Genomic DNA, 23,630 nt, shown 5'->3' with positions numbered 1-23,630 from the left:
GATAGCTTCCGAGCAATTGTGAGGAGCCGGGGAGGAACAATGGTCCGTGGACGCGTGGAAGAGGACCCACTGGACGGGATCATCGGGCGCGAGCCGGAGATATCGCGTGTCCTGCGAGGCCTTTTCCCGAAGCGGGCCGAGGAGGCGGCCGCCCTCCTCCTCGTCGGTGAGCCCGGCATGGGCAAGACCACACTGCTGCACGCCGTGACCGCGGAGGCGGGCCAACGCGGGACCGTCCTCGGCTGCGCGGGCAGCCAGGCCGAGCGAACGCTCGCGTACGGCGCCCTGCACCAGTTGCTGAGACCCGTCCTGGATCACCTGCCCGAGCTGCCGGCTCCGCAGGGCGCCGCCCTCTCCCGCGCCCTCGGCGCGCGGCACGCGGCTGCCCGTACCGCCGACGCGGAAGGCGGTGACGAGCGGCTGCTCGTCGGACTGGCGTCCCTGAACCTGCTGCTGGCGGCGGCGAGCCACCGCCCGGTCACGATCGTCGTGGACGACCTCCAGTGGCTGGACGACGCCTCCTTGGAGACCCTGCTGTTCGTCGCCCGACGCACAGCCGGCGAACCGGTGGGTCTGCTGGCGGCGGTACGTGGCGACGGCGTGGCCGGACCCGGGTGGCCCGACTTCGAGCCGGTGCCGGTCGGGCCCTTGTCCGGGGAAGCGGCCGGACGCCTGCTGGACGCGCAGCCCGTGGTTCCCCGGGGCCGGGTGCGCGGGCAGGTGCTGCGGCTGGCGGCGGGAAATCCGCTGGCCCTGGTGGAGTTGGCGCGGGACGCCGCGGAGCGGGGATTTCCGGGGTGGGACACGGCGGTGGGGGCGGGATTCTCGCTGCCGGCCCGGTTGGAGAAGGCGTTCGCGGAACGGTTGGACGGATTGCCGGAGGCCACACGCCGGGTGCTGTTGTTCGCGGCGGCCGCGGACGGGCCGGACATGAGGGCCGCGCTGTCGGCGGCGGCGTCGGTGCCTGGTGGCGGGGCCGAGGCGTGGGCGGCCGCGGAGGACGCGGGGCTGGTGCGTCTGGCGAGCGGGCGGGTCGAGTTCCGGCAGCCGCTCATGCGGTCCGTGGTGTACGCGACCGCGTCGTTCGCGGAGCGTCGCGAGGTGCACCTGCGGCTGGCCGACGGGCTGGACGGGGATCCCGACCGGCGGGCCTGGCACCGGGCCGCGGCGTGCCTGGCACCGGACGAGTCGGTCGCGGGCGCGCTGGTGGAGACGGCGGACCGGGCACGCCGGCGGGGCGGCTACCGCGTGGCCGCCGCCGCGTTGGAGCGCGCGGCGCAGTTGAGTGAGCGGGGAGGGTCGCGGGCGCGGCGGCTGCTGGACGCGTCCGATCTCGCCGTGCACGCGGGCGAGCCGTGGTGGGTCGAGGCGCTGACGGGCGAGGTGGCCGCGGCGACGGACGACCCCGGAATGCTGGCCGAGGCGGCGTTGCGGAGAGGCTGGGCGCTGGCGGCGACCGGCCGGCAGAAGGCCGCGCTCTCCCAACTGCTGCCGTTGGCCGCCGACATGATGGACGGCTCGCCGGTGACGGCGCTGGACGCGGTCAGTCACAGCGCGGTGGTTCTGTACTGCAGCGGTGACGAGGTCTTCCGCCGCCAGGCACAGGAGTTGCTGGCACGTGTCCCGGGCGAGGTGGGCAGCGCGTACGAACAGGTGTGGGCACGCGCCTGCTGTGATCCCTTCGGCGACCGTCGCGGTGCGCTGGTGGCGCTGCATCGCGCCGCGGCCGAGGCGGACGGCGTGCCCGGACGGCTGAGCGTGCTGGGCGGCGCGGCGTGGATCCTGGACGAGACGGCGCTCGGGGTGCGGTTGCTGAGTGCGGTGATGGAACGTCTGCGGACGGTGACGACCGCGGGCTCCAGCGCCATGGTGGGACAGACGCTGGCGCTGGCACAGTTCGACGCCGGTGCCTGGGACGCGGCGTGCGAGTCCGCCGAGGACGCGCGGCGGGTGGCGGAGGAGAACGGGCAGGAGACGGCGGCCTGGGTGGCCGTGTACGTGAGCGCGATGGTGCTGGCCTTGCGCGGGGAGGACGCCCGGGGGCTGATGGCGCGGGCCGTGCGGGGTCTCGACATGTCGGAGAGCCGGGCGCTGGGCGTGCGCATGGCGGTGGTGCGTGCGGCGGTGGCCGCCGCCGAGGGCGATCACGCGCTGGAGTTCGAGTTGCTGCGGGGGCTGTTCACGGCAGGGCCCGATCCTCGTCCGGTGCACTACCACTGCTCCCTTTACGGCGTGGGGGACCTGGCCGCCGCTGCCGTCCGGGTGGGGCGGCCGGAAGAAGCGGTCGCGGCGGTCGACGCGGTCGAGCGGTGGGTCGGCGAGGGGATGTCGCCGCGCCTGCGGCTGATCGTCGGACGGGCGCGGGCGTTGCTGTGCGAGGGGGAGGAGGCGGAGGGCCTGTTCCGTACGGTCGTGGGGGACCCGGTGGGAGAGCAGTGGCCGTTCGAGCGGGCGGTGGTGTCGCTGGAGTTCGGTGAGTGGCTGCGCCGCAGGCGCCGGATGAGCGAGGCGCGGGCCGAACTGGCGCGGGCGCTGACGGTGTTCGAGCGGCTGAAGGCGCATCCGTGGGTGGAGCGGACGACCGGGGAGCTGCGCGCCTGTGGGGTACCCGTGCGGGACGCGGAGGGGCACCCGGGGTCGGTGGAGCACCTGACCCCTCAGCAGTTGCAGATCGCGCGGCTGGCGGCGGCGGGGCTCACCAATCGGCAGATCGGCGAGCGGTTGCTGCTGTCCGCCCGGACCGTGGGCTTCCACCTGTACCAGGTGTTCCCCAAGCTGGGGGTCAGCAGCCGGACACAGCTCCACGACGCGCTCAGCCGCGCCGGGGAGCCGCGGGAGCGGACACCGGACCACGCGTCCGGCACCGCGACCGGTACGGCGACGCGCCCCGTCCCCGAGCCCGGCGGGACGCCGTCACGGCTGGTGAGCCGGCGGTAGGGCGCACCAGGCAGGCACCGGCGTCCGATGACACGTGTGCGTGCCTCGGCGAGTGGGCGGTGGACGGCCGCTGAACGGACTTGGGCGCGGCCCCGTGGTCGCGCACATGCGGCGACCCCGGGGCCGCGCCGCTACGACGATGGGACCTGCCCCGGCAGCGGCGAGCCAGGGCCGAGTTCGCGGAAGACCCCGACGAGGCCCGCGTGCGGCAGCAGCCCGCGGTGGGGAACCACCGGTCCGGACCGAGCCCTGGCACACGGCAGGACGCGCGGGACCGGCGCCGGCCACGCGGCATATCCGGAAGTTGGGTCGCTTGAGTCCCTGATTTCCCGTCCGGACGCCTCTGACGTGCACGATCGCCCGGCATGCCCACAGCGACCGAAGAGTTTTCGGTCGCTGTCGGCGATACGGAGCGGCGGGCGGCGCCGGTCGCTCAGTCCACCCAGGAGGCGAACAGCGCGTTGAGTCCCTCCGCCATGGTCGGGTGCGCGATCATGCCGTCCCGCAGACGGGTGAACGGCATCCCGGCCCACATGGCCGTCTGCACCACGGACAGCACCTCCGCCGACTCGGGGCCGAGCAGGGCGGCACCCAGGATCTGCTCGGTGTCCCGGTCCACCACCGCCTTCCACAGACCCCGCGTCTCCCGCAGTGTGCGCGCCCGCGGGATGGCCTTCACCGGCAGTTTCGCGACCCTGATGGAGCGGCCCGTGGCACGGGCCTGCTCCTCGGTGAGGCCGACGCGGGCGAGTTCCGGGTCGGTGAACAGGTTCCAGGGCACCAGCCGGCCGGCCGTACTGCGGGCACCGCCGGCGATGTTGGCCTTGACGATGCGGTAGTCGTCCAGCGACACGTGGGTGAACTGCGGGCTGCCGGCCACGTCGCCCACCGCCCAGGTGTGCGGGGCGTCGGTCGCCAGCCTGTCGTCCACCCGTACGAACCCGCGGTCGTCGGTCCGCACCCCCGCCGCCTCCAGGCCGAGGCCGCGCGTGACGGGGTCCCGGCCCGTCGCCGCGAGGACGTCGTCGGCGGTCAGGGTCCGCCCGTCCTCCAGCAGCACCCGCACCGTCTCCCGCTCCCGGACCACTTCCTTCACCGTGACGTCGGTGACCAGTTCGACGCCGTCCTCCTGGAGGTACGCCGCCAGGGCCGTGGCGATGTCCCGGTCCTCGCTCCGCAGCAGGCGGGGGCCGCGTTCCAGGACCGTCACCCGGCTGCCGAACGCGGCGAACATGTGGGCGAACTCCAGCCCCACGTAACCGCCGCCGATGACCAGGAGCCGGTCCGGCACGCGGCGCAGGTCCATGATGCTCTCGCTGGTCAGCGGTTCCGCCTCGGCGAGCCCGGGAATGGCCGCGATGTGCGGCGTCGTCCCCGTGTTGATCACCACGTCGGTACCGCGTACGACACGGCGGCCTCCGTCGTTGAGGTCGATCTCAACGGTCCGCTCCGCCACGAAGCGCGCGCTGCCGAGGACGAAGTCCATGCCGCTGTCCAGGAACTGACGGCGGTTGAGCTCGACCATGTCGGAGACGACGCCGTCCTTGTGCGCGCGCAGCAGCTCCAGGTCCACCTGCGGCGCCCCCAGCCGGAGCCCCAGCGACTCGGCGCTGCCGGCCCTGCGGGCCAGCCGGGCGCTGGTCACCAGCGTCTTGGTGGGGATGCAGGCGACGTTGATACAGGTGCCGCCGATCATGCCCCGCTCCACCATGACCACCCTGCCGCCGGCCCGCGCGGTGTCCATGGCGAGCGTCTTGCCGGCCTTGCCGCCACCCACCACCAGCAGGTCCACGTCCTCCACGAGTTCCTCCGCAACGTTCATTTCCGTCTCCGTCCTCCTCGGCCGTGCACAAGCGGTGGGGCGGGACGGCCGGCGCGTCACACACCGGCCGCCCCGGTCCAGGTTCGCCGCTCTCGCGGGCGGACGCATCAGTCGAATGACTAGCCACCCCGCGGCGCGGTGCGGGCACCCCCCTCCCTCCTGGCCCGGCTGAGTGCGGAACGACGGGTCCGGGGCGGGGTGAGGTGCCCCCGGTCCGCCCGGGACACAGGGTGCGGGGTCGTGTGTTCCGGCAGGCCCGGCACCGGGGCCGGCTGTCGGTCATCGCGGTGAGTCAACCGACTGATGACCGTCGAGCGGCCCGGACCTACCTTTTCGGCGTGGCCGCCGGACGGAGCACCACCCCCGTGGAGGGGTACGGCGGCGCGCAGGCGGCGGACCCGCTGCCGGAACGCCGTCCGGACGGTGAAAGGAGGACGCCCCGATGCACGTGACACCGCGTCGACGCACCGGCGAAGAACAGGGGCCGGCACAAGCGGTACGTTTCACGCTGCTGGGGCCGGTGCGGGCCTGGCGGGCCGAGGAGGAACTACCGCTCGGCCCGCGCCAGCAACGCCTGCTCCTCGCCGCGCTGCTGGCGGGCGCGGGACGGCCCGTCCCGCTGACCGAGCTCATCGGACTGCTGTGGGACGGTGACCCACCGGTCAGCGCGGTGAACGCCGTCCACCGGTACGTCGGCTCTTTGCGGCGGCTGCTCGAACCGGGTCTGCCGATCAGGTCGTCGGGCCGGTGGCTCGTCCGGCAGGCAGGGAGCTACCTGCTGCGTGTCGACGCGGACGGTCTGGACCTGCTCCGGTTCCGCGACCTCGTCCGGCAGGCCCGCGCCGCGACGGCCACCGGCGACCTCCCGGCGGCCGTCGACAGGTATCTGGAGGCACTGGACCTGTGGCAGGGCCACTGCGCGGAGGACCTGGGCGCCGTCGCCGCGGTGCACCCGGCCTTCGCCATGGTGGAACACGAATACGCTCCGGTCGTGTGCGAGGCGGCCACCGCGGCCCTGCGCTGCGGCCGGGCCGGCTCCGTCCTGCTGCCCGTGCGGCAGGCCGCCGACCGCTGCCCGCTCGACGAGGCGCTCCAGGCGTCCCTGCTCCTCGTGCTGGCCGCGGACGGCAAGCAGGCAGAGGCGATCATGCTGTACCAGACCATCAGGGCCCGGTTGTCGGACGAACTGGGGGTCGATCCCGGGGCGGAGCTGCGGGCCGCTCACCAGAGCGTCCTGCGCGGCAGCCCGGCGCAGCCCCGGGTGCCGGCGTCGACCGGGTCAGCGGCACCGCCCGCGGCGTCGCTCCCGCCCTCCCGGCCACCGTGGATCGAGCCCGCCCAGCTACCGCCGGACCTGCCCTTCTTCACCGGACGCGAGCGAGCCCTCGACCAGGCGCTGGACACCGCGCGCCGGGTCGGCGCCGGCCTGCGGGTCCTGGCCGTCGACGGCATCCCCGGGGTCGGCAAGACCGCGCTGGCGGTCCACTTCGCCCACCGCGTGGCGGGGGACTTCCCCGACGGGCAGCTCTACACGGATCTGGGCGGCTTCGCGGCACACGGCGACCCCGCGGATCCGGGTGAGGTGCTGCACGGGTTCCTGGAAGCCCTGGGCGTGGAACGGCACCGTATCCCCGCCTCCACGGAGGCCAGGTCGGCCCTCTACCGCAGCGTCCTGTCCGGGCGTCGTGTGCTCGTGGTGCTCGACAACGCGTTCGACGCGGACCAGGTACGGCCGCTGCTGCCCGGAACCTCCGAGTGCATGGTCGTGGTGACCGGCCGGAGCCGGCTGATCGGTCTGGCGACCGCGCACGGAGCACGGCTGCTCTCCCTGGACGTGCCCTCGGTGGCCGAGGCGACGGCCTGCTTCCTCCGCCGTGTCGGCCCCGCGCGGACCGACGCCGGCGTGGCCGTCGTCGAGGAGATCGTGGCGCGCTGCGGCCGGCTGCCCCTCGCCCTGGCCCTCGTGGCCGCCCGCGCGGCGAGCCGTCCCGAGCAGCCGCTGACCCGGCTGGCCGCCGAACTGGCTGCCGCGCAGGGCAGCCTCGGGGGCTTCGACGAGGACGACAGCGCCAACGCCCTGCGCGGTGTCTTCTCCTGGTCCTACCGGACACTCGGTGCCGAGGCCAAGCGGGTCTTCCGTCTGCTGCCCCTGCACCGGGCCTCCGACGTCGGCACGGCCGCCCTGGCGAGCGCGGCCGGTATCTCCCGGGACGCGGCGGCCACGGCTGTGGGGGAGCTGGTGCGCGCCCGTCTGCTGGACGTCCGGGGCCGTGACCGGTACGGCGCGCACGACCTGGTCCTGGCCTACGCGGCCGAGCTCGGCCGTGCCGGGGAAGCGGACCGTCCGGCCGTTCCGCGACGCTCGTACGTGCACTCCCGTCGGCCCGCGCGGCCCGTGGCGCGGCCGCTGCCCGGCTGAGCCGACGCACACCCGGGGGACGGGCCCCCTGGTCACACCCGTGCGACGGAGGTGTGGGAGACGGGCCGCGGTCGTCGTCCCGCCCCACAGGCCGTACGGCTTGGCGCGCGGCCGGAGACGGCTCACGCCCGCCGGCTCACCGGTACGGGCGGCGAGCCTGGGGCGTCCGGGGGAAACGCCTGGCGTGAGCCGTCCCGCTGCCGGGCCCGCGTCGGTCCTCACGGGTCAACCTGGTACCGTCCAGGCGACGTTCGCCGTGGGGAGGGACCGCGGGATCCCCGGCGGCGGCAGCCTGTCCTGTCGCCGCCCGGCCGGTCACGACGCCCACGGGACCAGAACCTGACCGGCGCGTCCAGGACGGATCCGTCATCGGACGATGCCGGTCCGGCATGCCTCCCCGGTGCGCCGGCCCCCCGGCGACGGCACCAGGCACGTCGGTCGCCGAGCCCATGGCCTCCGTCAGAAAGGGCGGCCCGCTGTGAACACGTATGAGGCGGACACGTTTCCGGCCGCCACCGAGCCGGACCTCGACCCCAGACTGCTGCGCGCCTTTCTCGCCGTGGCCAGGGAAGGGCACTTCGGGCATGCCGCGACCGGCCTGGGCATCGCACAGCCCGCGCTCAGCAGGCAGGTGCGCCGGCTGGAACGTCTGCTGGGGACCGACCTGCTGGTCCGCACACCCCGGGGCGCCGAACTCACCGAGGCCGGCCGCGCGGTCGTGCCCGAGGCGGAGCGCGCTCTTGCGTACAACCGGCGCCTCGTACGGGCCGCCCGGTCCCTGACCGACGCCGGACCTGCCGTCCTGACGGTCTCGGCCCCCATGCCCAGCCCACCGGGCGGGCTGCTCGCCGAAGCGGTGCGCCGTCTGTGGTCCGGCCGGGCGCGCACGCGGGTGTCGGTGGTGGAGCTGCGGGACGGACAGCAGGCGGCCGCTCTCGCCGACGGGCGTGTCGACGCCGTCCTCACCTGGGATCCGCCGGTGGCGGACGGGCTGACCGGCGAGGCACTGGTGGAGGAGCGCACCAGCGCGCTCCTGGCCCAGGGGCATCCCCGTGCCGGAACGGAGCCGATGCCGCTCGCGGCGCTGGGGGCACAGACCGTGCTGTTTCCGGTGCGCGAGCGCAGCCACTGCTGGGCCCAGCTGGACGCCGCGGCAGCGGCCGAGGGGGTGGGCATCACGCCGGTGCCCACGGCGCCCTCGGCGGTGGCCGACCTGGTGGCGGCCGGCCTGGGGGTCTCCGCCGTACCGGGATCCTTCCGGTTCGCCGGGTATCCGGGCGTGACGTTCGTGCCGCTGGAGCGGCTGTCCGGCACGATGAGCGTGGTCTGGCGGCGCGACGACGACTCCCGGGCCGTGGCCGGCTTCGTGGCGGCCTGTCGCGACGCCGCCCGGTCCCTGGCCGCCGCGCACGGGGACGTCTGGCGGCTCCCGGAGGCGACCGGCCCCCTCGTCCGGCGGGCCGCCACCGGCACGTAACCGGCCCCCGTCGTGTGACACGCTCTCCGCGCCCGGACCGGCCCGCCGGGCGCCCTCCCGCCGCGCAGAGGGCCTCCCTCGGCACATCCGCCCGGTGGGCGTGATCCACCGGGCCGGCTGCCGCCCACCCCCTCCCCCGTACGGCGTCCCCTGCCCACTCCCCGCCCGGCCGCCCCGCGCGTTCGGGTGGGTAAGGACAGCCATCTTCCGGTCGAGGCGCTCACCGTACGGTCAAGACACCCAGCTTCCGGCCAGGACACCCACCTTCCGGTCAGGCACTCACCTCCCGGTCAAGACACGCACCACAAAGTTTCCACTCCCGGTTCCGCATGCTGTTCCGAGGTAGCTCGTGGCCCGTTGCGGAACGGACGGCGAGCCCACGGAAAGCCGCCTCCGGCTCCAGCACACATCAGGATTCCGATCCCGTTCCGGCAGGGAGAAACATGTCCGCTGTGACCCACCACACCGCTCCTACGCAGTTCGTCGAGGCCGACGGTGTCCGCTACGCCTACCGCCGGCTCGGCTCCGGCGGCGAGGTCCCCCTCGTGATGCTCCAGCACTTCACCGGCAACCTCGACAACTGGGACCCCGCCCTCGTCGACGCACTCGCCGCCGAACGCGAGGTCATCCTGGTCGACTACCCCGGCGTCGCCTCCTCCACCGGCCCCTTCGCCACCACCATCGCGCAGATGGCCCAGCAGATCATCACCTTCACCGCCGCCCTCGGCCTGGAGCGGATCGACCTGCTCGGCTTCTCCATCGGCGGCTTCGCCGCCCAGGACATCGCGCTGATCAGGCCCCGCCTGGTCCGCCGTCTCGTCCTCGCCGGGACCGGCCCCAAGGGTGCCCCGGGCATGCACGGCTGGCGCAAGGACATCGAGACGCACGCCCGCGCCGAGGTGCCCACCGGCGAGGACCTGCTCTACATCTTCTTCGCCCACACCGAGACCAGCCAGGCCAAGGGCGTGGAGTTCCTCGGCCGGTTCCTGGCCCGCACCGAGGGCCGGGACGTGCCCAGCAGCCTCGCCTCGCGTGACGCCCAGTACGACGCCGTACTGGAGTGGGGCATCCCGGACCACTCCGCCCTGCAGCGCCTCACCGGCATCCAGTGCCCCACGCTCATCATCCAGGGCGACGACGACCTGATGATCCCCACGAAGAACAGCTACCTGATGGCCGGTCTGATCCCGGACGCGCAGATCCGGATCTACCCCGACGCCGCCCACGCCTCGCTGTTCCAGTACCCCGCCGAAGCCGCCAAGGACGTCAACGCCTTCCTCGGCTGATCCCCGCCACATCATCAGGAGAACACCATGTCCGACCTGCTCAGCACCATCTTCGACGCCTACGGCGGGCGCTCCCGCTGGGAGGAGGCCGGCCGGATCACCGCCCGCCAGTTCTTCGGCGGCGCCCTGTGGGGCATGAAGGGCCACCCTGGCGCCCTCAACGACGTCGACGTCACCGTCGACCTGCGCCGCGAGTACGTCACCCAGAAGCCGTTCTTCCACCCCGACCACCACACGGCGTTCTCCGCCGACCGCGTGGCAGTGGAGGACTCCGACGGCAACGTGGTCGAGGAACTGACCGATCCCCGCGCGTCCTTCGCCGGCCACGACCTGATGACGCCGTGGACGAGGCTCCAGCTCGCCTACTTCTCCGGCAGCGCCATGTGGACGTACCTGGCCGAGCCGCTCTCGCTGACCTACCCCGGCGTGCGGACGGAGGAGATCGGTCCGTGGACGGAGGACGGGGAGAAGTTCCGGCGCCTGCACATCACCTTCCCCGACAGCATCGCGACCCTCAGCACCGAGCAGACCGTGTACGTCGACTCGCAGGGTCTGATCCGCCGGCGCGACTACAGCGTGGAGATCGCCGGCAACACCCCCGCCGCGCACTACGTCTCCGGCCACCAGGAAGTCTCCGGCCTGGTCATCCCCACCACACGGATGATCTACAGCCGCGACGAGAACGGCCACAAGGTCCCCGACCCGCTCGTCGTCTCGGTCCGGCTCGAGGACGTCGCGGTGTCCTGACCCGCCCGGCGCACCTCAGCCGCGGTGGACCCGGTCGAGACGGGCGCCACCGCGGCGGTCCGGTGAACGGCGGCGGCGTGCCCCGGCGCCGAGCCGTACAGCCCGGCACCGCCCGGCCGCCCGAACGGCCCCGCCCCCACCACGACCAGTCCGACCCGTCCGACCAGGAGAACCCTGCGACATGACCACCACCATGCGCGCCGTCGCCTACCGCGCGTCCCTGCCGGTGACCGACGACGAGAGCCTGCTCGACGTCAAGCTGCCCGTGCCCGAACCCGGCCCCCGGGACCTGCTCGTCCAGGTCGAGGCCGTCGCCGTCAACCCGGTCGACCACAAGGTCCGGAAGAACCAGGATCCGAAGGGCCGTGAGCGGGTGCTGGGCTGGGACGCCGCCGGCACGGTCGTCGCGACCGGTTCCCAGGTGGAGAACTTCAAGCCCGGTGACGAGGTGTTCTACGCCGGAGCGCTCGACCGGCCGGGTGCCAACTCCGAGTACCACGCGGTCGACGAGCGTCTCGTCGCCCTGAAGCCGACCACGCTCACCTTCACCGAGGCGGCGTCGCTGCCACTGACCTCGCTCACCGCGTGGGAGGGCCTGTTCGAGCGGATCGGGCTGAACCGCGACCTGATCGACGAGACGGGCTCACTACTGGTGACGGCGGCCGCCGGCGGTGTCGGAGCCGTGGTCAGCCAACTGGCCCACGCGCTGACCGACCTGACGGTGATCGGGACGGCGTCCCGCCCGGAGACGGTCGACTTCGCCCGCCGCATGGGCGCCCACCACATCGTGGACCACCACCAGGCGTTGCTGCCGCAGCTCGCGGAGGTGGCCCCGAACGGCATCGACCATGTCTTCAGCACGGCGGGGACCGACCGCAACCTGGCGGCCTACGCCGAGGCGCTCAACCCGTTCGGCCAGATCGTCGCGATCGACGACGCCGAGACACTGCCCATCGGCCTGCTGAAGCCGAAGAGCATCGGCTTCCACTGGGAGTTCATGTTCACCCGTTCCCTGTTCCGGACCGCGGACATGGACCGGCAGGGCAGGATCCTCACCCAGGTGGCGCGCCTCGTGGACGCTGGCGTGATGGTCTCCACCGCGACCAGGGACCTGGGCCCCGTCAATGCGGCGAATCTGCGGGAGGCCCACGGCATCATGGAATCCGGCACGGCCATCGGCAAGATCACCCTCACCGGCTTCTGAGGCAGCCGGAGGACGGGGCGCCGCGGGCCCGGTGCTGACGGTTCGGGCAGGAGAGTTGCACGTTGGTGCCTCGTCCACGTTGGACTCAGGTGTCATGAGGTCATATGGGGGAACGTGAGCGAAGCGGCTTCGGACACAGTGAGGCGTGCTTTCCGCAAGCGCCGCCGGAAAGGGACTCGTGACGACGTGAACATCGTGATCGAAGCTGGGGTGACGGCGGGCATCGCTGAGGACGGGGCGCTCACGTTGCTGTCGCCCCAGGGCGCTCCCCACTTCTACGCGCCCGAGGTCAGCGCCATGTGGATCGCCCTGCGGCAGCACGGTGGGAACGTACGGGCCGCCGCCGCGATGCTCGGGAGCGCGTGGGACGCCGATGTCTCGGCGGTTCGCCGGCTCCTGCAGGAGCAGGTGACCGACTGGCAGCGGGCCGGCCTGGTGAAGACGACTCCCGAACACGTGCACGCTTCCTGACGGGGCCGCCGGGCCGGGGCGTCCCGGCACGCCCCGGCCCGGCGGCGTGCGCACCTGCGCACCGGCTCAGCCCGCCGGGGCGTCGATGTCCCGGAGCGCGGCCAGGACGCCGGTGGACATACGTGCCTTGGTGGTGCCCAGGGCGTCACCGGCCTTGGCCGCGTGCGCCGCAGCGATCTCCAGCGCGGTGCCGAGCACGGCGTCCTCGGTGACCGCGCGGTCGGCGATGTGAGCGGCTTCGGCCTCCGCACCGCCGTACCGGCGGCTGGTGAGCATGGCCTCTCGGGCCACCCGCGGGATCAGACGGGCCTGGACCAGGGCGGCCATGCCGCGGGGGAAGGGCATGCCCAGGTCCGCTTCGGGCAGGCACCAGTAACCACGGTCGGCGCGCAGCACGCGGAAGTCGTGCGCGAGGGAGAAGATCGCTCCGGCACCGAAGGCGTGGCCCTGTACGGCGGCCACGGTGATCACCGGCAGGCAGAGCAGGCGCGCGAAGAGGTCGTGGACGCGCACGGTGAACTCATCGCGCTCCTCGTCATGGGCGGACAGCCGGTCCAGGTCCAGGCCGTTGCTGTAGAACCTGCCCGTGCCGGTGGTGACGAGGGCGCGCGGGCCCTCAGCCTCTTCCACCTCCTTCAGGGCGGCGTCCACGGCGGCGACCCAGTCCCGGTCGACGCGGTTCTCGCCGTCACCCAGGTCGAGGACGAACACGTCGTTCTGCCGGTCGAGTACGGGCATGTCAGCTCCTTGGGAAATGACCGGTCACATGACTGATGGCGGCGCCGGAACGATCGGACAGGGTTGGTCAGGACACACACGGCAGGACCGGGCAGGACGACCAGACCCTGTTCGGTCCGCACACGTATTTGGAGCGGGCTATGTCTACATGGACCTCGGACCGGTTCGGCCCGGTGGCCGTCCTGACGTTCACCAGGGAACCGGGAAACTTCATGGACTTCGGCTCCATGGTGCGACTCGGCTCCCTGCTGGAGGACCTGGGCCGGCAGACCGACGAGGTGAAGGTCGTCGTGCTGGCGAGCGGTCTGGACGACAAGTTCATCGACCACGCCGAGCTGTCCGATCTGGCCCGGGCGGGTGCGGGACAGGCGAGCGAGGAGGAACTCGGCTCGTGGTCGCGTGCGCTGCGCCTGCTGGAGGAGATTCCACAGCCCACCATCGCGGCCGTCGACGGTCTGGCCTCCGGCGGAGGCAATGAGATCGCTCTGGCGTGCACCCTGCGGGTCGCTTCCCCGCGCTCCCGCTTCCAGCAGCCGGAAGTCGCCGTCGGCATCATCCCGGGCGGTGGGGGCAGTGTCCGGCTGCCCCGGCTGATCGGCCCCGGCCGCGCGGCCGAGGCGATCCTCACGGGACGGCTGGTCTTCGCCGAGGAGGCGCTGAGGGTCGGATGGGTCAACACCGTCCTGACGGGCACCGACTTCCCGCAGGAGGCGTTGCGCTGGGCCGAGTCCATCGCCAGGAACCCGGGGCCCGCGCTGCACGCGGCGAAACACTCCGTCGTGGCCGGTTCGCGCCTTCCGTTCGGCGAGGCGATCACGACGGAGCGGCGCCTCTTCGGAGAACTCACCGCGGGCAACGACGCGCTCACGTCCGGGTCCTAGGGCTTGTCGTCTGGACGTCGTCGGCATGATCCGAGCGACACGCCGTGGGCCGCGCTCAGGGCGCGCTGATCACGGCGGCGCCGGCCCCGTCACCCAGCAGGATGCAGGTGCTGCGATCGGTCCAGTCGACGAGGCCCGGCATCTTCTCGGCGCCGATGACGAGGGCGTGCCGGGCCGCGCCGGCCCGGATCGCGTGGTCGGCGCAGGCGAGCGCGGTGCAGAAGCCCGCGCAGGCGTTGTTGAGGTCGAAGCAGACGGGCGACGGGATGCCCAGGCGGGCGGCGACCTGCGCGGCGATGGACGGGCTGCGGTCGATGGCCGAGCAGGTCGCGACCGTGACCATGCCGATGTCGGCGACGTCGAGCCCGGAGGCGACGAGCGCCTTGCCCGCCGCCGCTGCCGCCATGTCGGTGACGGACTCGTCCTCGGCCGCGATCCTGCGGGTGACGATCCCGGTGCGCTGCCGCGAGGCGATCGTCGCCGGTGTCAGGACACCACGAGCACGGTCTTGCCCGCGCCCGGCCTGCTCGCCTGTGCCTTGGCCACGTCCTCCAGGGCGAACGTGGCACCGATGTGCGGGGTGATACGGCCGTCGGCCGCGAGCGAGGCCAGTTCCCGCATGCCGAGCCGGTCGGCCTCCACGAACAGCCCCGCCAATCGCACCCCGCGCTCGGCGGCGGCCCCCGCCGCCGCGGCGAGGGAGGGAGGCAGCGTCGAGACGAGGACCCCGCCGGGCTTGAGGACCTGCACGGCCTGCACCGGGTACTCCCCGCCGACGCTCTCCAGGACCACGTCCAGATCGCCGGTGGCCTCGGTGATGGCCGTGGTCGTGTAGTCGATCACCTCGTCGGCGCCCAGCCCGCGCACGAAGTCCGTGTTGGCCGCGGCCGCCACCGCCACCACGTACGCCCCGCGCGCCTTGGCGATCTGCACCGCCAGGTGACCGACCCCGCCGGCCGCGCCGTTGATCAGCACGCGGCTGCCCTCGCCGATCCCCGCCGTCTCCACCAGCGCCTGCCAGGCCGTCAGACCCGCCATGGGCAGCGCCGCGGCCCGCGCGTGGTCCAGGCGCTCCGGCTTGCGCACGAAGGGCCGGGCCGGGGCCACCACGTACTCGGCGTAGGAGCCCAGGCCGTGCGGGAACGGCAGCATGCCGAACACCTCGTCACCGACCCGGTGCACGGTCACACCGGGGCCGACCGCCGCGACCGTGCCCGAGACGTCGTAGCCCAGCACGAACGGCGGCTCGCCGACGAACACACCCGACGTGCGGTTCATGACATCGACCGGGTTCACACTTGTGGCGTGCACCCGCACAAGGATCTGCCCCAGACCCGGGGCGGGTCGGGATACGTTCACGGGCTTGAGGACCTCGGGACCACCGAGTGTGTCCTGACTGAAGGCGCGCATGGTCGCGGACGCCTGCGTGGTGTCGTTCATGCACACATGTTTGCACCTGCCGACAGCGGCCGTCCACGGCGGGTGTGTCATTCGGCGAGAGAAACCCGCCACATCCGCTAAGTGGTGCACCCACACCACTTATGGTTATGCTGACCGGCACCGGGACGGCGGACGGCCGCCCGGGACCCCTGAGAAAGGCAGACAGCCATGAGTGGCTCGCGGATGGACGAACTCGATTTCTTCCTGGGTCTCTGGGACGCGCCGGGGCAGTTCCACGCCACCCCCTTCGACCCGCGCAAGCCGATCGAGATGAAGGTGACCGGTTCCGGCGAACTCGCCCCGCACTATCTGCGGCTCAGCACCGAGGAGCAGCCCACCGCGGACAACCCGAACCCGCTGCGCGCCACATACGTGTGGGGGTTCGACGCTGCTTCCGACGAGTTCGTCGCGGACTGGTTCGACAGCAACGGCGGCCGGGCGAGGCAGCGGTCCTCGGGCTGGCAGGGCGACACCTTGGTGTTCGAGGGGACCATGACGATGAACGGTGGGACCGTTCCGCTGCGCGACACCTTCACCCGGCTGGGGGCCGACACGTATCACCACGTCGGCGAGATCGACCTCGGCCAGGGCTGGATACCGGTGGACGAGGAGACGGCGACCAGGCTCAGCCCGTCCGCCTCCTGAACCGTGGACACCGCCCCGGAAGGAGAGGCATGAGCGCGCAGGACCCGGGGATGGACGTCGGCGTCGCGTCACTGGCCGACTTCCAGCCCCGTACGGTAGACGGCCGTTCCCTGACCGCCGGCGACCGGCACAGCCGGCTGATCGACCTCGGCGTGACCGCCGACCGGCTCGGACTGGACCACTTCGGCGTCGGCGAACACCACAGCGTGGACTTCGCCGTCTCCTCACCGGCCGTGGTACTGGCCGCCATCGCCGCCCGGACCTCGCGCATCAGGCTCACCAGTTCGGTCAGCACCCTCAGCGCCCTCGACCCCGTGCGACTCTACGAGGACTTCGCCACGCTCGACCTCGTCAGCGCGGGCCGTGCGGAGATCACCGTGGGGCGCAGCGCGCACCCGGAGCCGTTCGAGCTGTTCGGCGTGCCCCTGAGCCATTACGACCAGGTCTTCGCGGAGAAACTGGGACTCCTGCTGCGCATCCGCGGTGAATCGCGGGTGACCTGGCACGGACGGTTCCGGTCCCCGCTGACCGAGGCCGCCGTCGTGCCCCGGGCACGGCAGGACCCCCTGCCGGTGTGGATCGGGGTCGGGGGAACTCCCGCCAGCGCCGAACGCGCCGGACGACTCGGGCTGCCCATGATGCTCGGGTACATCGGCGGCCCGCTGGAGCGCCTGGCCCACCTCGCCGCCGTCTACCGGGCGGCAGGCGAGGCGGAAGGGCACGGCCACCGGCTGCGTCTCGGCGTGGGGGTGCACTTCTTCAGTTCCGACGACGCCGCCACCGCCCTCGACACCTACCCGTACTACCGGGACTTCCTGCGGCCCAAGCGGCCCGGAGGAAGCGGCTTCACCGTCTCACCGGAACAGTTCCGGGCGGGCGTGGGCCCGGCCGGGCACCTCCTGATCGGCACACCCGAAAGCATCATCGAGAAGGCGACCGCCCTGTATGAGGCGGTCCGTTTCGACCGTCTTCAGGCCCTGGTGGACTGGGGCGGCCTGCCCGGCGACGCGGTCGCCTCGTCCGTCGGGCGACTGGCCACCGCGATCGCGCCCGCACTGCGCCGGCTCGCGGTTCCGGCGGCCCGGGACCGGCCCGGTGCGCCGCGGGGCTGACGCCGTGCACGGGGGCCGGACGGGACCGGACCCGTTCCCCACTGGATGGACGACCGTAAGCTGTCGGACCGTGCCATCCACCGACAACACCTCACCGCCACTCCGGCAGCGTCGCGCCGACGCGCAGGCCAACCGTGCCAAGATCCTCACGGCCGCGGCGGAGCTCTACACGACGCGCGGCCTGGACGTCTCGCTCAACGAGATCGCGCGGCGTGCCGGAGTGGGCATCGCCACGCTGCAACGCAACTTCGCCGGGCGCGAGGAACTCGTCGCGGCGGTGTTCACACCCCGGGTGCGCGCGTACGCCGACGCCGTCGACCGGGCCCTGGAAGAGCCCGATCCCTGGGCGGGCTTCCGCGGTTACGTCGAGCACGTGGCCGCACTGCAGTGCGAGGACCAGGGACTGGCCGTCGTACTGAACACGACGTTCCCGGCCTCGGCGGAACTGGAGGCCCACCGGCGCCGTGCCATGCGCGGCTTCACCCGTCTGGTCCGGCGTGCCAAAGAGGCCGGGGTCCTGCGCCCCGACTTCTCCGCGCACGATCTTCCCCTGCTGCTGCTCGCCAACGCCGGCGTCGTCATGGGCAGCGGGTCCAACGCGGACAAGGCGTCCCGCCGGCTGGTCGCGTTCGTCCTGCGCGCCTGCGCCGTGACGGACGACGAACCGCTGCCGCCGGGCCCGCCCGCCCGCAGTCTGCTGCGCACCCTCGACCCACCCCTGCCACCGGCTTCCCGTCACTGACGGCACCACCCGGCACGTCGCCGGTATGGCGACCGCCTGGCCGCCGACCGCCGGGCCGCCGTGACGACCGCCGACCGCCGGGCCGCCGTGACGACCGCCGACCGGGACGGTTCCTGGTCGGCGGCCGGGGGGCACCTTCCCGCCACCTTCCGGCCGGATGGGGCGGCCTCACATGTTGATCATGTGGCCGGCCAGGCCGTGGACGGCCTCCTTGACCGACTCACCGAGCGTGGGGTGCGCGTGCACGTTGCGGGCGAGCTCGTGGACGGTCAGGTCCCACTGCTGGGCCAGCGTCAGCTCCGGCAGCAGCTCGGCCACTTCACCGCCGATGAGGTGCGCGCCCAGCAGTTCGCCGTGCGTGCCATCGCTGATGATCTTCACGAAGCCCGCGGGGTCCCCGAGGCCCTGCGCCTTGCCGTTGGCGGTGAACGGGAACTTCGCCACCCGCACGTCGAAGCCGCGCTCCCGTGCCTGCGCCTCCGTCCACCCGAAGCTCGCGATCTGCGGCTTGCAGAACGTGACACGCGGGATCATGACGTAGTCGAGTTCCATCGTCTCCGCCCCGCCGATGGTCTCCGCCGCCACGATGCCCATCGACTCGGCGGCGTGCGCCAGCATCAGCTTGGCCGTGACATCACCGATCGCGAAGATGTGGGGGACACTGGTGCGCAGCCGGCCGTCCACGTCGATGGCGCCCCGTTCGGTGAGCCGTACCCCGGTGTTCTCCAGGCCGTAGCCGGTCACGTTCGGCTGGAAGCCCAGTGCCTGGAGCACCTTGTCGGCTTCCAGGACCTGCCGCTGCCCGCCGCGGGTGACGGTGACCCGTACCTTGTCGGTCTCCTCGGAGACGGCGTCCACCCGGGTGGAGGTCAGCACCTCGATGCCGAGTCGCCGGTACCACCGCGCCAGTTCCGCGGAGATCTCCTCGTCCTCCAGCGGGGCCGGCCGGTCCGCGAACTCCACCATGGTCACCCGGACGCCGTAGTTGTGCAGCACGTACGCAAACTCGACGCCGATCGCGCCGGCGCCCGCGATGATGACACTGTCCGGCAGCTCCTCGGCGAGGATCTGCTCCTCGAAGGTCACCACGCGCTCGCTCAGCCGGGTGCCGGGCAGCAGCTTCGCGGTGGCGCCGGTGGCGATGACGCAGTGGTCGAAGGTGACCGTCTCCACGCCGCCGTCGGCGCCGGTCACCGTCAGGGTGTGGGCGTCGGTGAAGTGACCGCGCCCGTCGTACTGCGTGATCTCGTTCTTGCGCATGAGGAAGTTGACGCCCTTGGCCCGGCCGTCGGCGACCTTCCGGCTCCGCCGGAACGCCTCGCCGTAGTCGAACCGCACCCGGCCGTCGACCTCGATGCCGAAGGTCTTCGCCTCCCGGGTGAAGATGTGCGCCAGTTCGGCGTTGCGCAGCAGCGCCTTGGCCGGGATGCAGCCCACGTTCAGGCACACCCCGCCCCAGTAGCGCTCCTCGACGACCGCGGTACGCAGGCCCAGTTGGGCCGACCGGACGGCGGCCGTGTATCCGCCCGGACCGGCTCCCAGGACGACGACGTCGTAGTGCGCGCCCATGGTCAGCCCGCCCTCCCGCTCGATACGGCCGACGGCACGGAGGTGACCACGGGGGACGTGGTGTGCTCGCCGTGGCCGGTGGCGGTGCCACCGCGGGGGCGGGCGTGGGGCTGGCTGCGCATGGAGGTGTTCCCGATTCTGGATACGTGCGGTACGCGCGGTACGGATTGGGTCGCGGGGTGGGTGCGAGCCCGGATCGCCCGCTGGGCGAGGGCCGTCAGCTGCCGAGGAAGGCGTTCACCTCTTCGGCGAACTCGGCCGGGTACTGGAAGAGGACCCGTGACCGGCGTCCGGGTAGATGCTCAGCTTCGCGTTGGGCAGGTGTTCGGCCAGCAGATAGGTGTTCTTGGTGGGGACCATCTCGTCGTTGTCACCGTTGGCCACCAGAACCGGCTGCTGGATGGACTCCAGACGCTGGAGTCGCGAGTCGTCCCGCACGCCCCACGCGGAGATGGCGGTCAGCTGCGCGTCACGGACGGCCAGGTCGGTCGCGGTGTCCCGCTCGGCGGTGCGCAGCCCCAGGCGCTTGAGGAACTCCACGCCCTTGGCCTGGCTGGACGCGCTCTTCTCGAAGAAGAGGGTGAGCAGGTTCGCGGCGGAGGGGGCGTCGTCGAAGGCCGCCTCGCGAATGGCGCCCGCCGTGTACTGGTGGATGTCCCGGCCGCCCCGGGGCGCCGTGCCGGCCAGGACCAGCCGGCGTACCTGCCACGGGCGGAAGAGGGTGATCTCCTGCGCGATGAAGCCGCCGAGGGAGAAGCCGAACAGGTCGAAGCGGCGCAGCCCGATGGCGTCCAGGAAGGCGATCGCGTTGTGCGCCATCTCCTCGACGGTGTTCGGAGTGGTCCCGGTGGAACCGCCGACCCCGGCGAGATCCACCAGGACGACCTCGCGCTCGGCGGCGAGGGCGTCGACGAGTTGGGGATCCCAGTTGTCGAGGTTGGCGCGGAAGTGCACCAGGCAGACCACCGGCAGATCGCTCGCGTTGGGGCGGCCGAAGCGGCGGTAGCGGTAGGTGACGCCGTCGGCGGCCTCGACATGGAGGTTGGGCGTCGTGATCTGGCTGTGGGTGGAATCGGCGGCCATGGTGAGCGCCTTTCAGCACTGATGAACGGACTGGGGAGGTCAGGCGGGGGGCTGCGTCCGGCTCTTGGGATGCGGCCCCGGGGACGTGGCCCACGGAGGTGTAGCCCGCCGACATGCGGTCCTACGACGTGGCAGCGAAGGTGTTCGGACTAGTCACGGGGGCCGAGGCGCTCGCCCATGTCGAGTTCCAGGTCGTAGATGACCTCCGGGCTCGCCTTCGCCGACAGCTTCAGGCGCTGCTGGACGAAGTCGCGGGCGAGCAGACCGGCGAAGCGCTGGTGGGTGGCCGCCAGATCGCCGGGGCTGTGCAGCGGGGCTTCCTCGTTGACGATCTCCTTGACGGCTCGGAGGGCGTCGGTGTCTAAGGAGGCGATCCGCCGCGCGAACCGGTCGACGACCGCGTCCAGTTCGGCGTCCGGGACGGCACGGTTGACCCAGCCGTACAGCGCGGCCGTGTCGGCGTCGTAGTCCTCACCGGAGGTGATGATCTCCAGGGCCCGTGACCGCCCGGTGAGCTGCACCAGGCGCTGGATGCCACCGCAGCCGGGGATGATCCCCGTACCGATCTCCAGCTGGCTGAGCACGGCCTTCTCCCGGCTGGCGAACCGGACGTCGAGCGTGGTCAGGAACTCGTTGCCGATGCCACGCGCACGGCCTCGCAGGGAACCCACCGTGATGAAGCGGGCGTTGCCGAGACGGCCGACGATGTCGAACCAGGCCGGCATGCCCTCCCCGAACTCGGCGACCCTGCCCAGGTCGAGGTGTGCCATGAAGAAGTCGGGAACGGCGCTGTCGAAGACGACCACCTTGACGTCGGGGTCCGCCTCCAACTGGTCGACGATCTCGGCGAGGGCGGACTCCACCTCGGGCTCGTAGAGGTTGAGGGGAGGATTGTCGAAGGTGACCCTCCAGTATCCAGGGCTCTGCTGTTCGGCACGCACAGGGGCATGCGTGGAGGGGGTCGCGGTGTTCGACATGGCGAAGTCCCGGTTCGTATGGTGCACGCAAGTTCGTAAGGTGCACGGAGTTCGTAGGTGCACGGAGTTCGTAGTGCACGGAGTTCGTAGTGCACGGAGTTCGTAGTGCACGGAGTTCGTAGGGTGCACGCGAGAAGTGGCACACCGGCCCCGTCGCAGAAGACCGGTCGGGTGACCATGACATTACGGCCGTCGGCTCGTCGTGGGCGGTGCCGGACGCCGATGGTGCCCGATAGGGCACATTTCTCGGTGCACCGGCCGAGGCGTCAGTCATTCTTCGCCCGTCGGCAGTCGTTCGACGGAAGCGGGCAGCCCTCTTCCACGCTGGACTGTGCTCACATGTCGACCACGGCACGGACGCGGGATTCCACGCTTCTCTGCCCCTGCGCCCGATACAGGACCTCACCGTGACACCTGATGCGCTGACAGCCCCTTCCGCCGGTACGGCCGGATCCGCCGGCCGCCGGATCCGCACCCGTTCGGGCCGGATGACCGTGACCCGGCGAGCCGAGGCGGCGGACCTCGCAGCCGTGAACGCCATGCACGGCCGCTGTTCCCCGCAGACGCTCTTCAGCCGCTACCAGACCGGGCGTTCCGCCCTGCGCGAGCACGAGTGGGCCCGCCTGATCCGACAGGGTGTGAGCTGGGTGACGAGCCCGGTGCACCGTCCCGACATGGTCGTCGCCACCACCCACCTGTTGCACGACGGCGCCGACGGCCGGGGTGAGCTGGCCTTACTCGTGGAGGACGGCTGGCAGGACGTGGGCCTCGGCACGGCGCTGGCGCGTTGGGCGCTGTCCCAGGCGCCGTTCTTCGGCGTCCGGCGAGCGGTGGTCGTGACGACGCGTGACAACCCCCGTATGACCGCCATCTGCGCCTCGCTCGGCGCACATGTCGAGCCGGCGGAGAGCCTGGGCGGTACGCAGGACGGCGCGGAGGACGACGGCAACGTCGTCCACTTCGTGTGGGTGGTGCCCGAGGAGGAGGCGACGCCCCGGAATGTGGGCGGCACATGCGGCCACGCTCCGGCCTGACGCGGTCAGCAGGTGTGAGCTCGGCCGATCCCCGCCCGGTGGGTCACGGGGGGCCTCCGCGCAAGGGCGGTCGCGCACGCACCAGGGCGGTCGCAAAGATCACTGCGGCGGCGAGGTCCGCACTCCGTGCACGCGGGTGATCAGGTACTGGAGCGGTGCTTCGGCGTACGGACCGCCACCGGCGATCAGGCCGGCCGCATGCCCACCGAGGTCCTCGGCACTAGTGGGAGCGGATGATCGCCGCCAACCTGACGAGCCACTTCCACGCGCTGCGGACCCTCACCCCGCTGCTGCGTGATCACCACCCCGTCAAGGTCCCCGAGGGCCGTCAGCCGGTCCCGCACACGTGAGCCGTCCGCGTCGCCGACGTCCGTCACCTCGGTCACCAGGGTGCCCGGACCGGTGTCCCCGACGTATGCGGCGAGGCGGGCCGGCCGCCCGGCGTCCCGGCCCGCGGCCACCACCCTCGCGCCCCGGCGGAGCAGGGCCAGGGTCACACCTTCATCGATCCCGCCGGTTGCCCCGGCCACCAGTACGGTGCGGCCTTCCGACGTCGGCTCTTCGGCAGTCCGGTTCATCGGGCACGCTCTCCTCTCCGCGATGGACGCGACCGTACTTCACAGGGCGACCATCCGGGACGTGGCCGCCGGGCCGGTGTCACGCACGGCCTGGTGATCCGGCACTTCGGGTCCAAGGAGCGGCTGTTCGTGGCGGCCGTCCCCAGCTCCGGCGATCTGATGGCCGAGATCGCGGGAGACTCCGGCTCACTTCCCACACGGGTCTGCCCTGAGGGCGGCCGGCCGTCGGCACCCGTGGACGGAACGCCGACGCCTCCGTACCCGGCTGATGACCGCAGGTCGCACGGACAGGCCGGGACGTACGTCGTTCGACTGCACTCACCGGGCAGGCCGTGGGCCGGCGGGGGACACAGGAAGTCCACGCCGTGAGTCGTTAGACGGATTCACGGAGGTGTGCTGTCGGGAGACGGTGGGTGTGTCGCCCGGCGGTGCGGTCCCCCCGCACCGCCCATACCGAAAGGCACCACT

20 protein-coding genes and 1 pseudogene are annotated in these 23,630 nt (G+C 72.3%); 14 read left to right on the top strand and 7 right to left on the bottom strand.

Going from position 1 to position 23,630, the window contains the following annotated elements; translation table 11 throughout:
* The first annotated feature begins 54 nt into the window (after window positions 1–54).
* Both C3492_RS46740 and C3492_RS40715 read left to right on the top strand, forming a co-directional pair.
* Window positions 55–2,937: an AAA family ATPase gene (locus C3492_RS46740; RefSeq protein ID WP_308461183.1), complete on the top strand. Its 2,883-nt coding sequence runs from the start codon at window positions 55–57 to the stop codon at window positions 2,935–2,937.
* A gap of 80 nt (window positions 2,938–3,017) precedes the next feature.
* Window positions 3,018–3,254, top strand: coding sequence for a DUF2630 family protein (locus C3492_RS40715; protein WP_103817632.1), 237 nt, complete (start codon window positions 3,018–3,020; stop codon window positions 3,252–3,254).
* 116 nt (window positions 3,255–3,370) lie between these two features.
* Here the strand turns inward: C3492_RS40715 and C3492_RS40710 are convergent, their stop codons facing one another.
* Window positions 3,371–4,759, bottom strand: a complete 1,389-nt coding sequence (locus tag C3492_RS40710) for an NAD(P)/FAD-dependent oxidoreductase (protein WP_103817631.1) — start codon at window positions 4,757–4,759, stop codon at window positions 3,371–3,373.
* 442 nt (window positions 4,760–5,201) lie between these two features.
* Here C3492_RS40710 and C3492_RS40705 point away from each other — a divergent pair, with 442 nt between their 5' ends.
* From C3492_RS40705 to C3492_RS40680, 6 genes are all read left to right on the top strand, one after another.
* Entirely contained in the window at window positions 5,202–7,178 is a 1,977-nt protein-coding gene (locus C3492_RS40705; RefSeq protein ID WP_103817630.1) for a BTAD domain-containing putative transcriptional regulator, read from the top strand.
* 478 nt (window positions 7,179–7,656) lie between these two features.
* Complete coding sequence (locus C3492_RS40700) at window positions 7,657–8,655, top strand: LysR family transcriptional regulator (RefSeq protein ID WP_103817629.1); 999 nt, start codon at window positions 7,657–7,659, stop codon at window positions 8,653–8,655.
* Window positions 8,656–9,098: 443 nt separating this feature from the next.
* Window positions 9,099–9,941, top strand: a complete 843-nt coding sequence (locus tag C3492_RS40695) for an alpha/beta fold hydrolase (RefSeq protein ID WP_103817628.1) — start codon at window positions 9,099–9,101, stop codon at window positions 9,939–9,941.
* Between the two features lie 27 nt (window positions 9,942–9,968).
* Window positions 9,969–10,688, top strand: coding sequence for a hypothetical protein (locus tag C3492_RS40690; protein ID WP_103817627.1), 720 nt, complete (start codon window positions 9,969–9,971; stop codon window positions 10,686–10,688).
* Between the two features lie 181 nt (window positions 10,689–10,869).
* Complete coding sequence (locus C3492_RS40685) at window positions 10,870–11,892, top strand: zinc-binding alcohol dehydrogenase family protein (RefSeq protein WP_103817626.1); 1,023 nt, start codon at window positions 10,870–10,872, stop codon at window positions 11,890–11,892.
* Window positions 11,893–12,078: 186 nt separating this feature from the next.
* Window positions 12,079–12,363, top strand: a complete 285-nt coding sequence (locus tag C3492_RS40680) for a hypothetical protein (protein WP_103817625.1) — start codon at window positions 12,079–12,081, stop codon at window positions 12,361–12,363.
* A gap of 66 nt (window positions 12,364–12,429) precedes the next feature.
* On the opposite strand, the gene C3492_RS40675 is transcribed toward C3492_RS40680, so the two are convergent.
* Window positions 12,430–13,101, bottom strand: a complete 672-nt coding sequence (locus C3492_RS40675; RefSeq protein ID WP_103817624.1) for an enoyl-CoA hydratase/isomerase family protein — start codon at window positions 13,099–13,101, stop codon at window positions 12,430–12,432.
* A 140-nt stretch (window positions 13,102–13,241) separates the two neighbouring features.
* Here C3492_RS40675 and C3492_RS40670 point away from each other — a divergent pair, with 140 nt between their 5' ends.
* Window positions 13,242–13,982: an enoyl-CoA hydratase/isomerase family protein gene (locus tag C3492_RS40670; RefSeq protein WP_103817623.1), complete on the top strand. Its 741-nt coding sequence runs from the start codon at window positions 13,242–13,244 to the stop codon at window positions 13,980–13,982.
* A gap of 61 nt (window positions 13,983–14,043) precedes the next feature.
* Here C3492_RS40670 and C3492_RS40665 read toward each other — a convergent pair.
* Both C3492_RS40665 and C3492_RS40660 read right to left on the bottom strand, forming a co-directional pair.
* A pseudogene (locus tag C3492_RS40665) lies at window positions 14,044–14,472 on the bottom strand (3-oxoacyl-ACP synthase); the annotation flags it as partial.
* Window positions 14,469–15,422 (bottom strand): NADP-dependent oxidoreductase, encoded by a 954-nt coding sequence (locus C3492_RS40660; protein ID WP_181140816.1) that lies wholly within the window; start codon window positions 15,420–15,422, stop codon window positions 14,469–14,471. The gene C3492_RS40660 and the pseudogene C3492_RS40665, both read right to left, overlap by 4 nt.
* Before the next feature lie 168 nt (window positions 15,423–15,590).
* On the opposite strand from C3492_RS40660, the gene C3492_RS40655 reads away from it, so the two are divergent.
* The 3 genes from C3492_RS40655 to C3492_RS40645 all read left to right on the top strand — a co-directional run bounded on the left by C3492_RS40655 (window position 15,591) and on the right by C3492_RS40645 (window position 17,921).
* Window positions 15,591–16,067 carry a hypothetical protein gene (locus tag C3492_RS40655; protein WP_258056189.1) on the top strand — a complete coding sequence of 159 codons (477 nt, stop codon included), beginning with the start codon at window positions 15,591–15,593 and terminating at the stop codon, window positions 16,065–16,067.
* 29 nt (window positions 16,068–16,096) lie between these two features.
* On the top strand, window positions 16,097–17,179 hold the full coding sequence (locus tag C3492_RS40650) for an LLM class flavin-dependent oxidoreductase (protein ID WP_103817621.1): 1,083 nt from the start codon (window positions 16,097–16,099) through the stop codon (window positions 17,177–17,179).
* A 70-nt stretch (window positions 17,180–17,249) separates the two neighbouring features.
* Window positions 17,250–17,921: a TetR/AcrR family transcriptional regulator gene (locus C3492_RS40645; RefSeq protein WP_103817620.1), complete on the top strand. Its 672-nt coding sequence runs from the start codon at window positions 17,250–17,252 to the stop codon at window positions 17,919–17,921.
* 168 nt (window positions 17,922–18,089) lie between these two features.
* Here the strand turns inward: C3492_RS40645 and lpdA are convergent, their stop codons facing one another.
* From lpdA to C3492_RS40630, 3 genes are all read right to left on the bottom strand, one after another.
* Entirely contained in the window at window positions 18,090–19,490 is a 1,401-nt protein-coding gene (gene lpdA, locus C3492_RS40640) for a dihydrolipoyl dehydrogenase (protein WP_103817619.1), read from the bottom strand.
* A gap of 237 nt (window positions 19,491–19,727) precedes the next feature.
* The gene (locus C3492_RS40635; RefSeq protein WP_258056188.1) at window positions 19,728–20,573 is read right to left on the bottom strand and encodes an alpha/beta fold hydrolase; all 846 of its coding nucleotides are present in this window, start codon (window positions 20,571–20,573) and stop codon (window positions 19,728–19,730) included.
* 149 nt (window positions 20,574–20,722) lie between these two features.
* Window positions 20,723–21,550, bottom strand: a complete 828-nt coding sequence (locus tag C3492_RS40630; RefSeq protein ID WP_103817618.1) for an enoyl-CoA hydratase/isomerase family protein — start codon at window positions 21,548–21,550, stop codon at window positions 20,723–20,725.
* A 407-nt stretch (window positions 21,551–21,957) separates the two neighbouring features.
* Between C3492_RS40630 and C3492_RS40620 the strand changes: the two genes are divergently transcribed.
* Window positions 21,958–22,584 (top strand): GNAT family N-acetyltransferase, encoded by a 627-nt coding sequence (locus tag C3492_RS40620; protein ID WP_258056187.1) that lies wholly within the window; start codon window positions 21,958–21,960, stop codon window positions 22,582–22,584.
* A gap of 503 nt (window positions 22,585–23,087) precedes the next feature.
* Window positions 23,088–23,531: a TetR/AcrR family transcriptional regulator gene (locus C3492_RS47075; protein ID WP_374938430.1), complete on the top strand. Its 444-nt coding sequence runs from the start codon at window positions 23,088–23,090 to the stop codon at window positions 23,529–23,531.
* Window positions 23,532–23,630 lie beyond the last annotated feature (99 nt).

This window comes from Streptomyces sp. Ru62 (assembly GCF_002920615.1).
Classification (GTDB): domain Bacteria; phylum Actinomycetota; class Actinomycetes; order Streptomycetales; family Streptomycetaceae; genus Streptomyces.
Note: the sequence above shows the minus strand (reverse complement) of the source record. Positions and strands in the feature narration are given on the sequence as shown.

Bases quoted from the DNA above. Each gene is read 5' to 3' on its own strand.
- C3492_RS40710 (WP_103817631.1), bottom strand. From the start codon at position 4,759: ATGAACGTTGCGGAGGAACTCGTGGAGGACGTGGACCTGCTGGTGGTG.
- C3492_RS40660 (WP_181140816.1), bottom strand. From the start codon at position 15,422: ATGAACGACACCACGCAGGCGTCCGCGACCATGCGCGCCTTCAGTCAG.
- C3492_RS40685 (WP_103817626.1), top strand. From the start codon at position 10,870: ATGACCACCACCATGCGCGCCGTCGCCTACCGCGCGTCCCTGCCGGTG.
- lpdA (WP_103817619.1), bottom strand. From the start codon at position 19,490: ATGGGCGCGCACTACGACGTCGTCGTCCTGGGAGCCGGTCCGGGCGGA.
- C3492_RS40630 (WP_103817618.1), bottom strand. From the start codon at position 21,550: ATGTCGAACACCGCGACCCCCTCCACGCATGCCCCTGTGCGTGCCGAA.
- C3492_RS40695 (WP_103817628.1), top strand. From the start codon at position 9,099: ATGTCCGCTGTGACCCACCACACCGCTCCTACGCAGTTCGTCGAGGCC.
- C3492_RS40655 (WP_258056189.1), top strand. From the start codon at position 15,591: ATGAGTGGCTCGCGGATGGACGAACTCGATTTCTTCCTGGGTCTCTGG.
- C3492_RS40635 (WP_258056188.1), bottom strand. From the start codon at position 20,573: ATGGCCGCCGATTCCACCCACAGCCAGATCACGACGCCCAACCTCCAT.
- C3492_RS40670 (WP_103817623.1), top strand. From the start codon at position 13,242: ATGTCTACATGGACCTCGGACCGGTTCGGCCCGGTGGCCGTCCTGACG.
- C3492_RS40675 (WP_103817624.1), bottom strand. From the start codon at position 13,101: ATGCCCGTACTCGACCGGCAGAACGACGTGTTCGTCCTCGACCTGGGT.
- C3492_RS40650 (WP_103817621.1), top strand. From the start codon at position 16,097: ATGAGCGCGCAGGACCCGGGGATGGACGTCGGCGTCGCGTCACTGGCC.
- C3492_RS40690 (WP_103817627.1), top strand. From the start codon at position 9,969: ATGTCCGACCTGCTCAGCACCATCTTCGACGCCTACGGCGGGCGCTCC.
- C3492_RS40705 (WP_103817630.1), top strand. From the start codon at position 5,202: ATGCACGTGACACCGCGTCGACGCACCGGCGAAGAACAGGGGCCGGCA.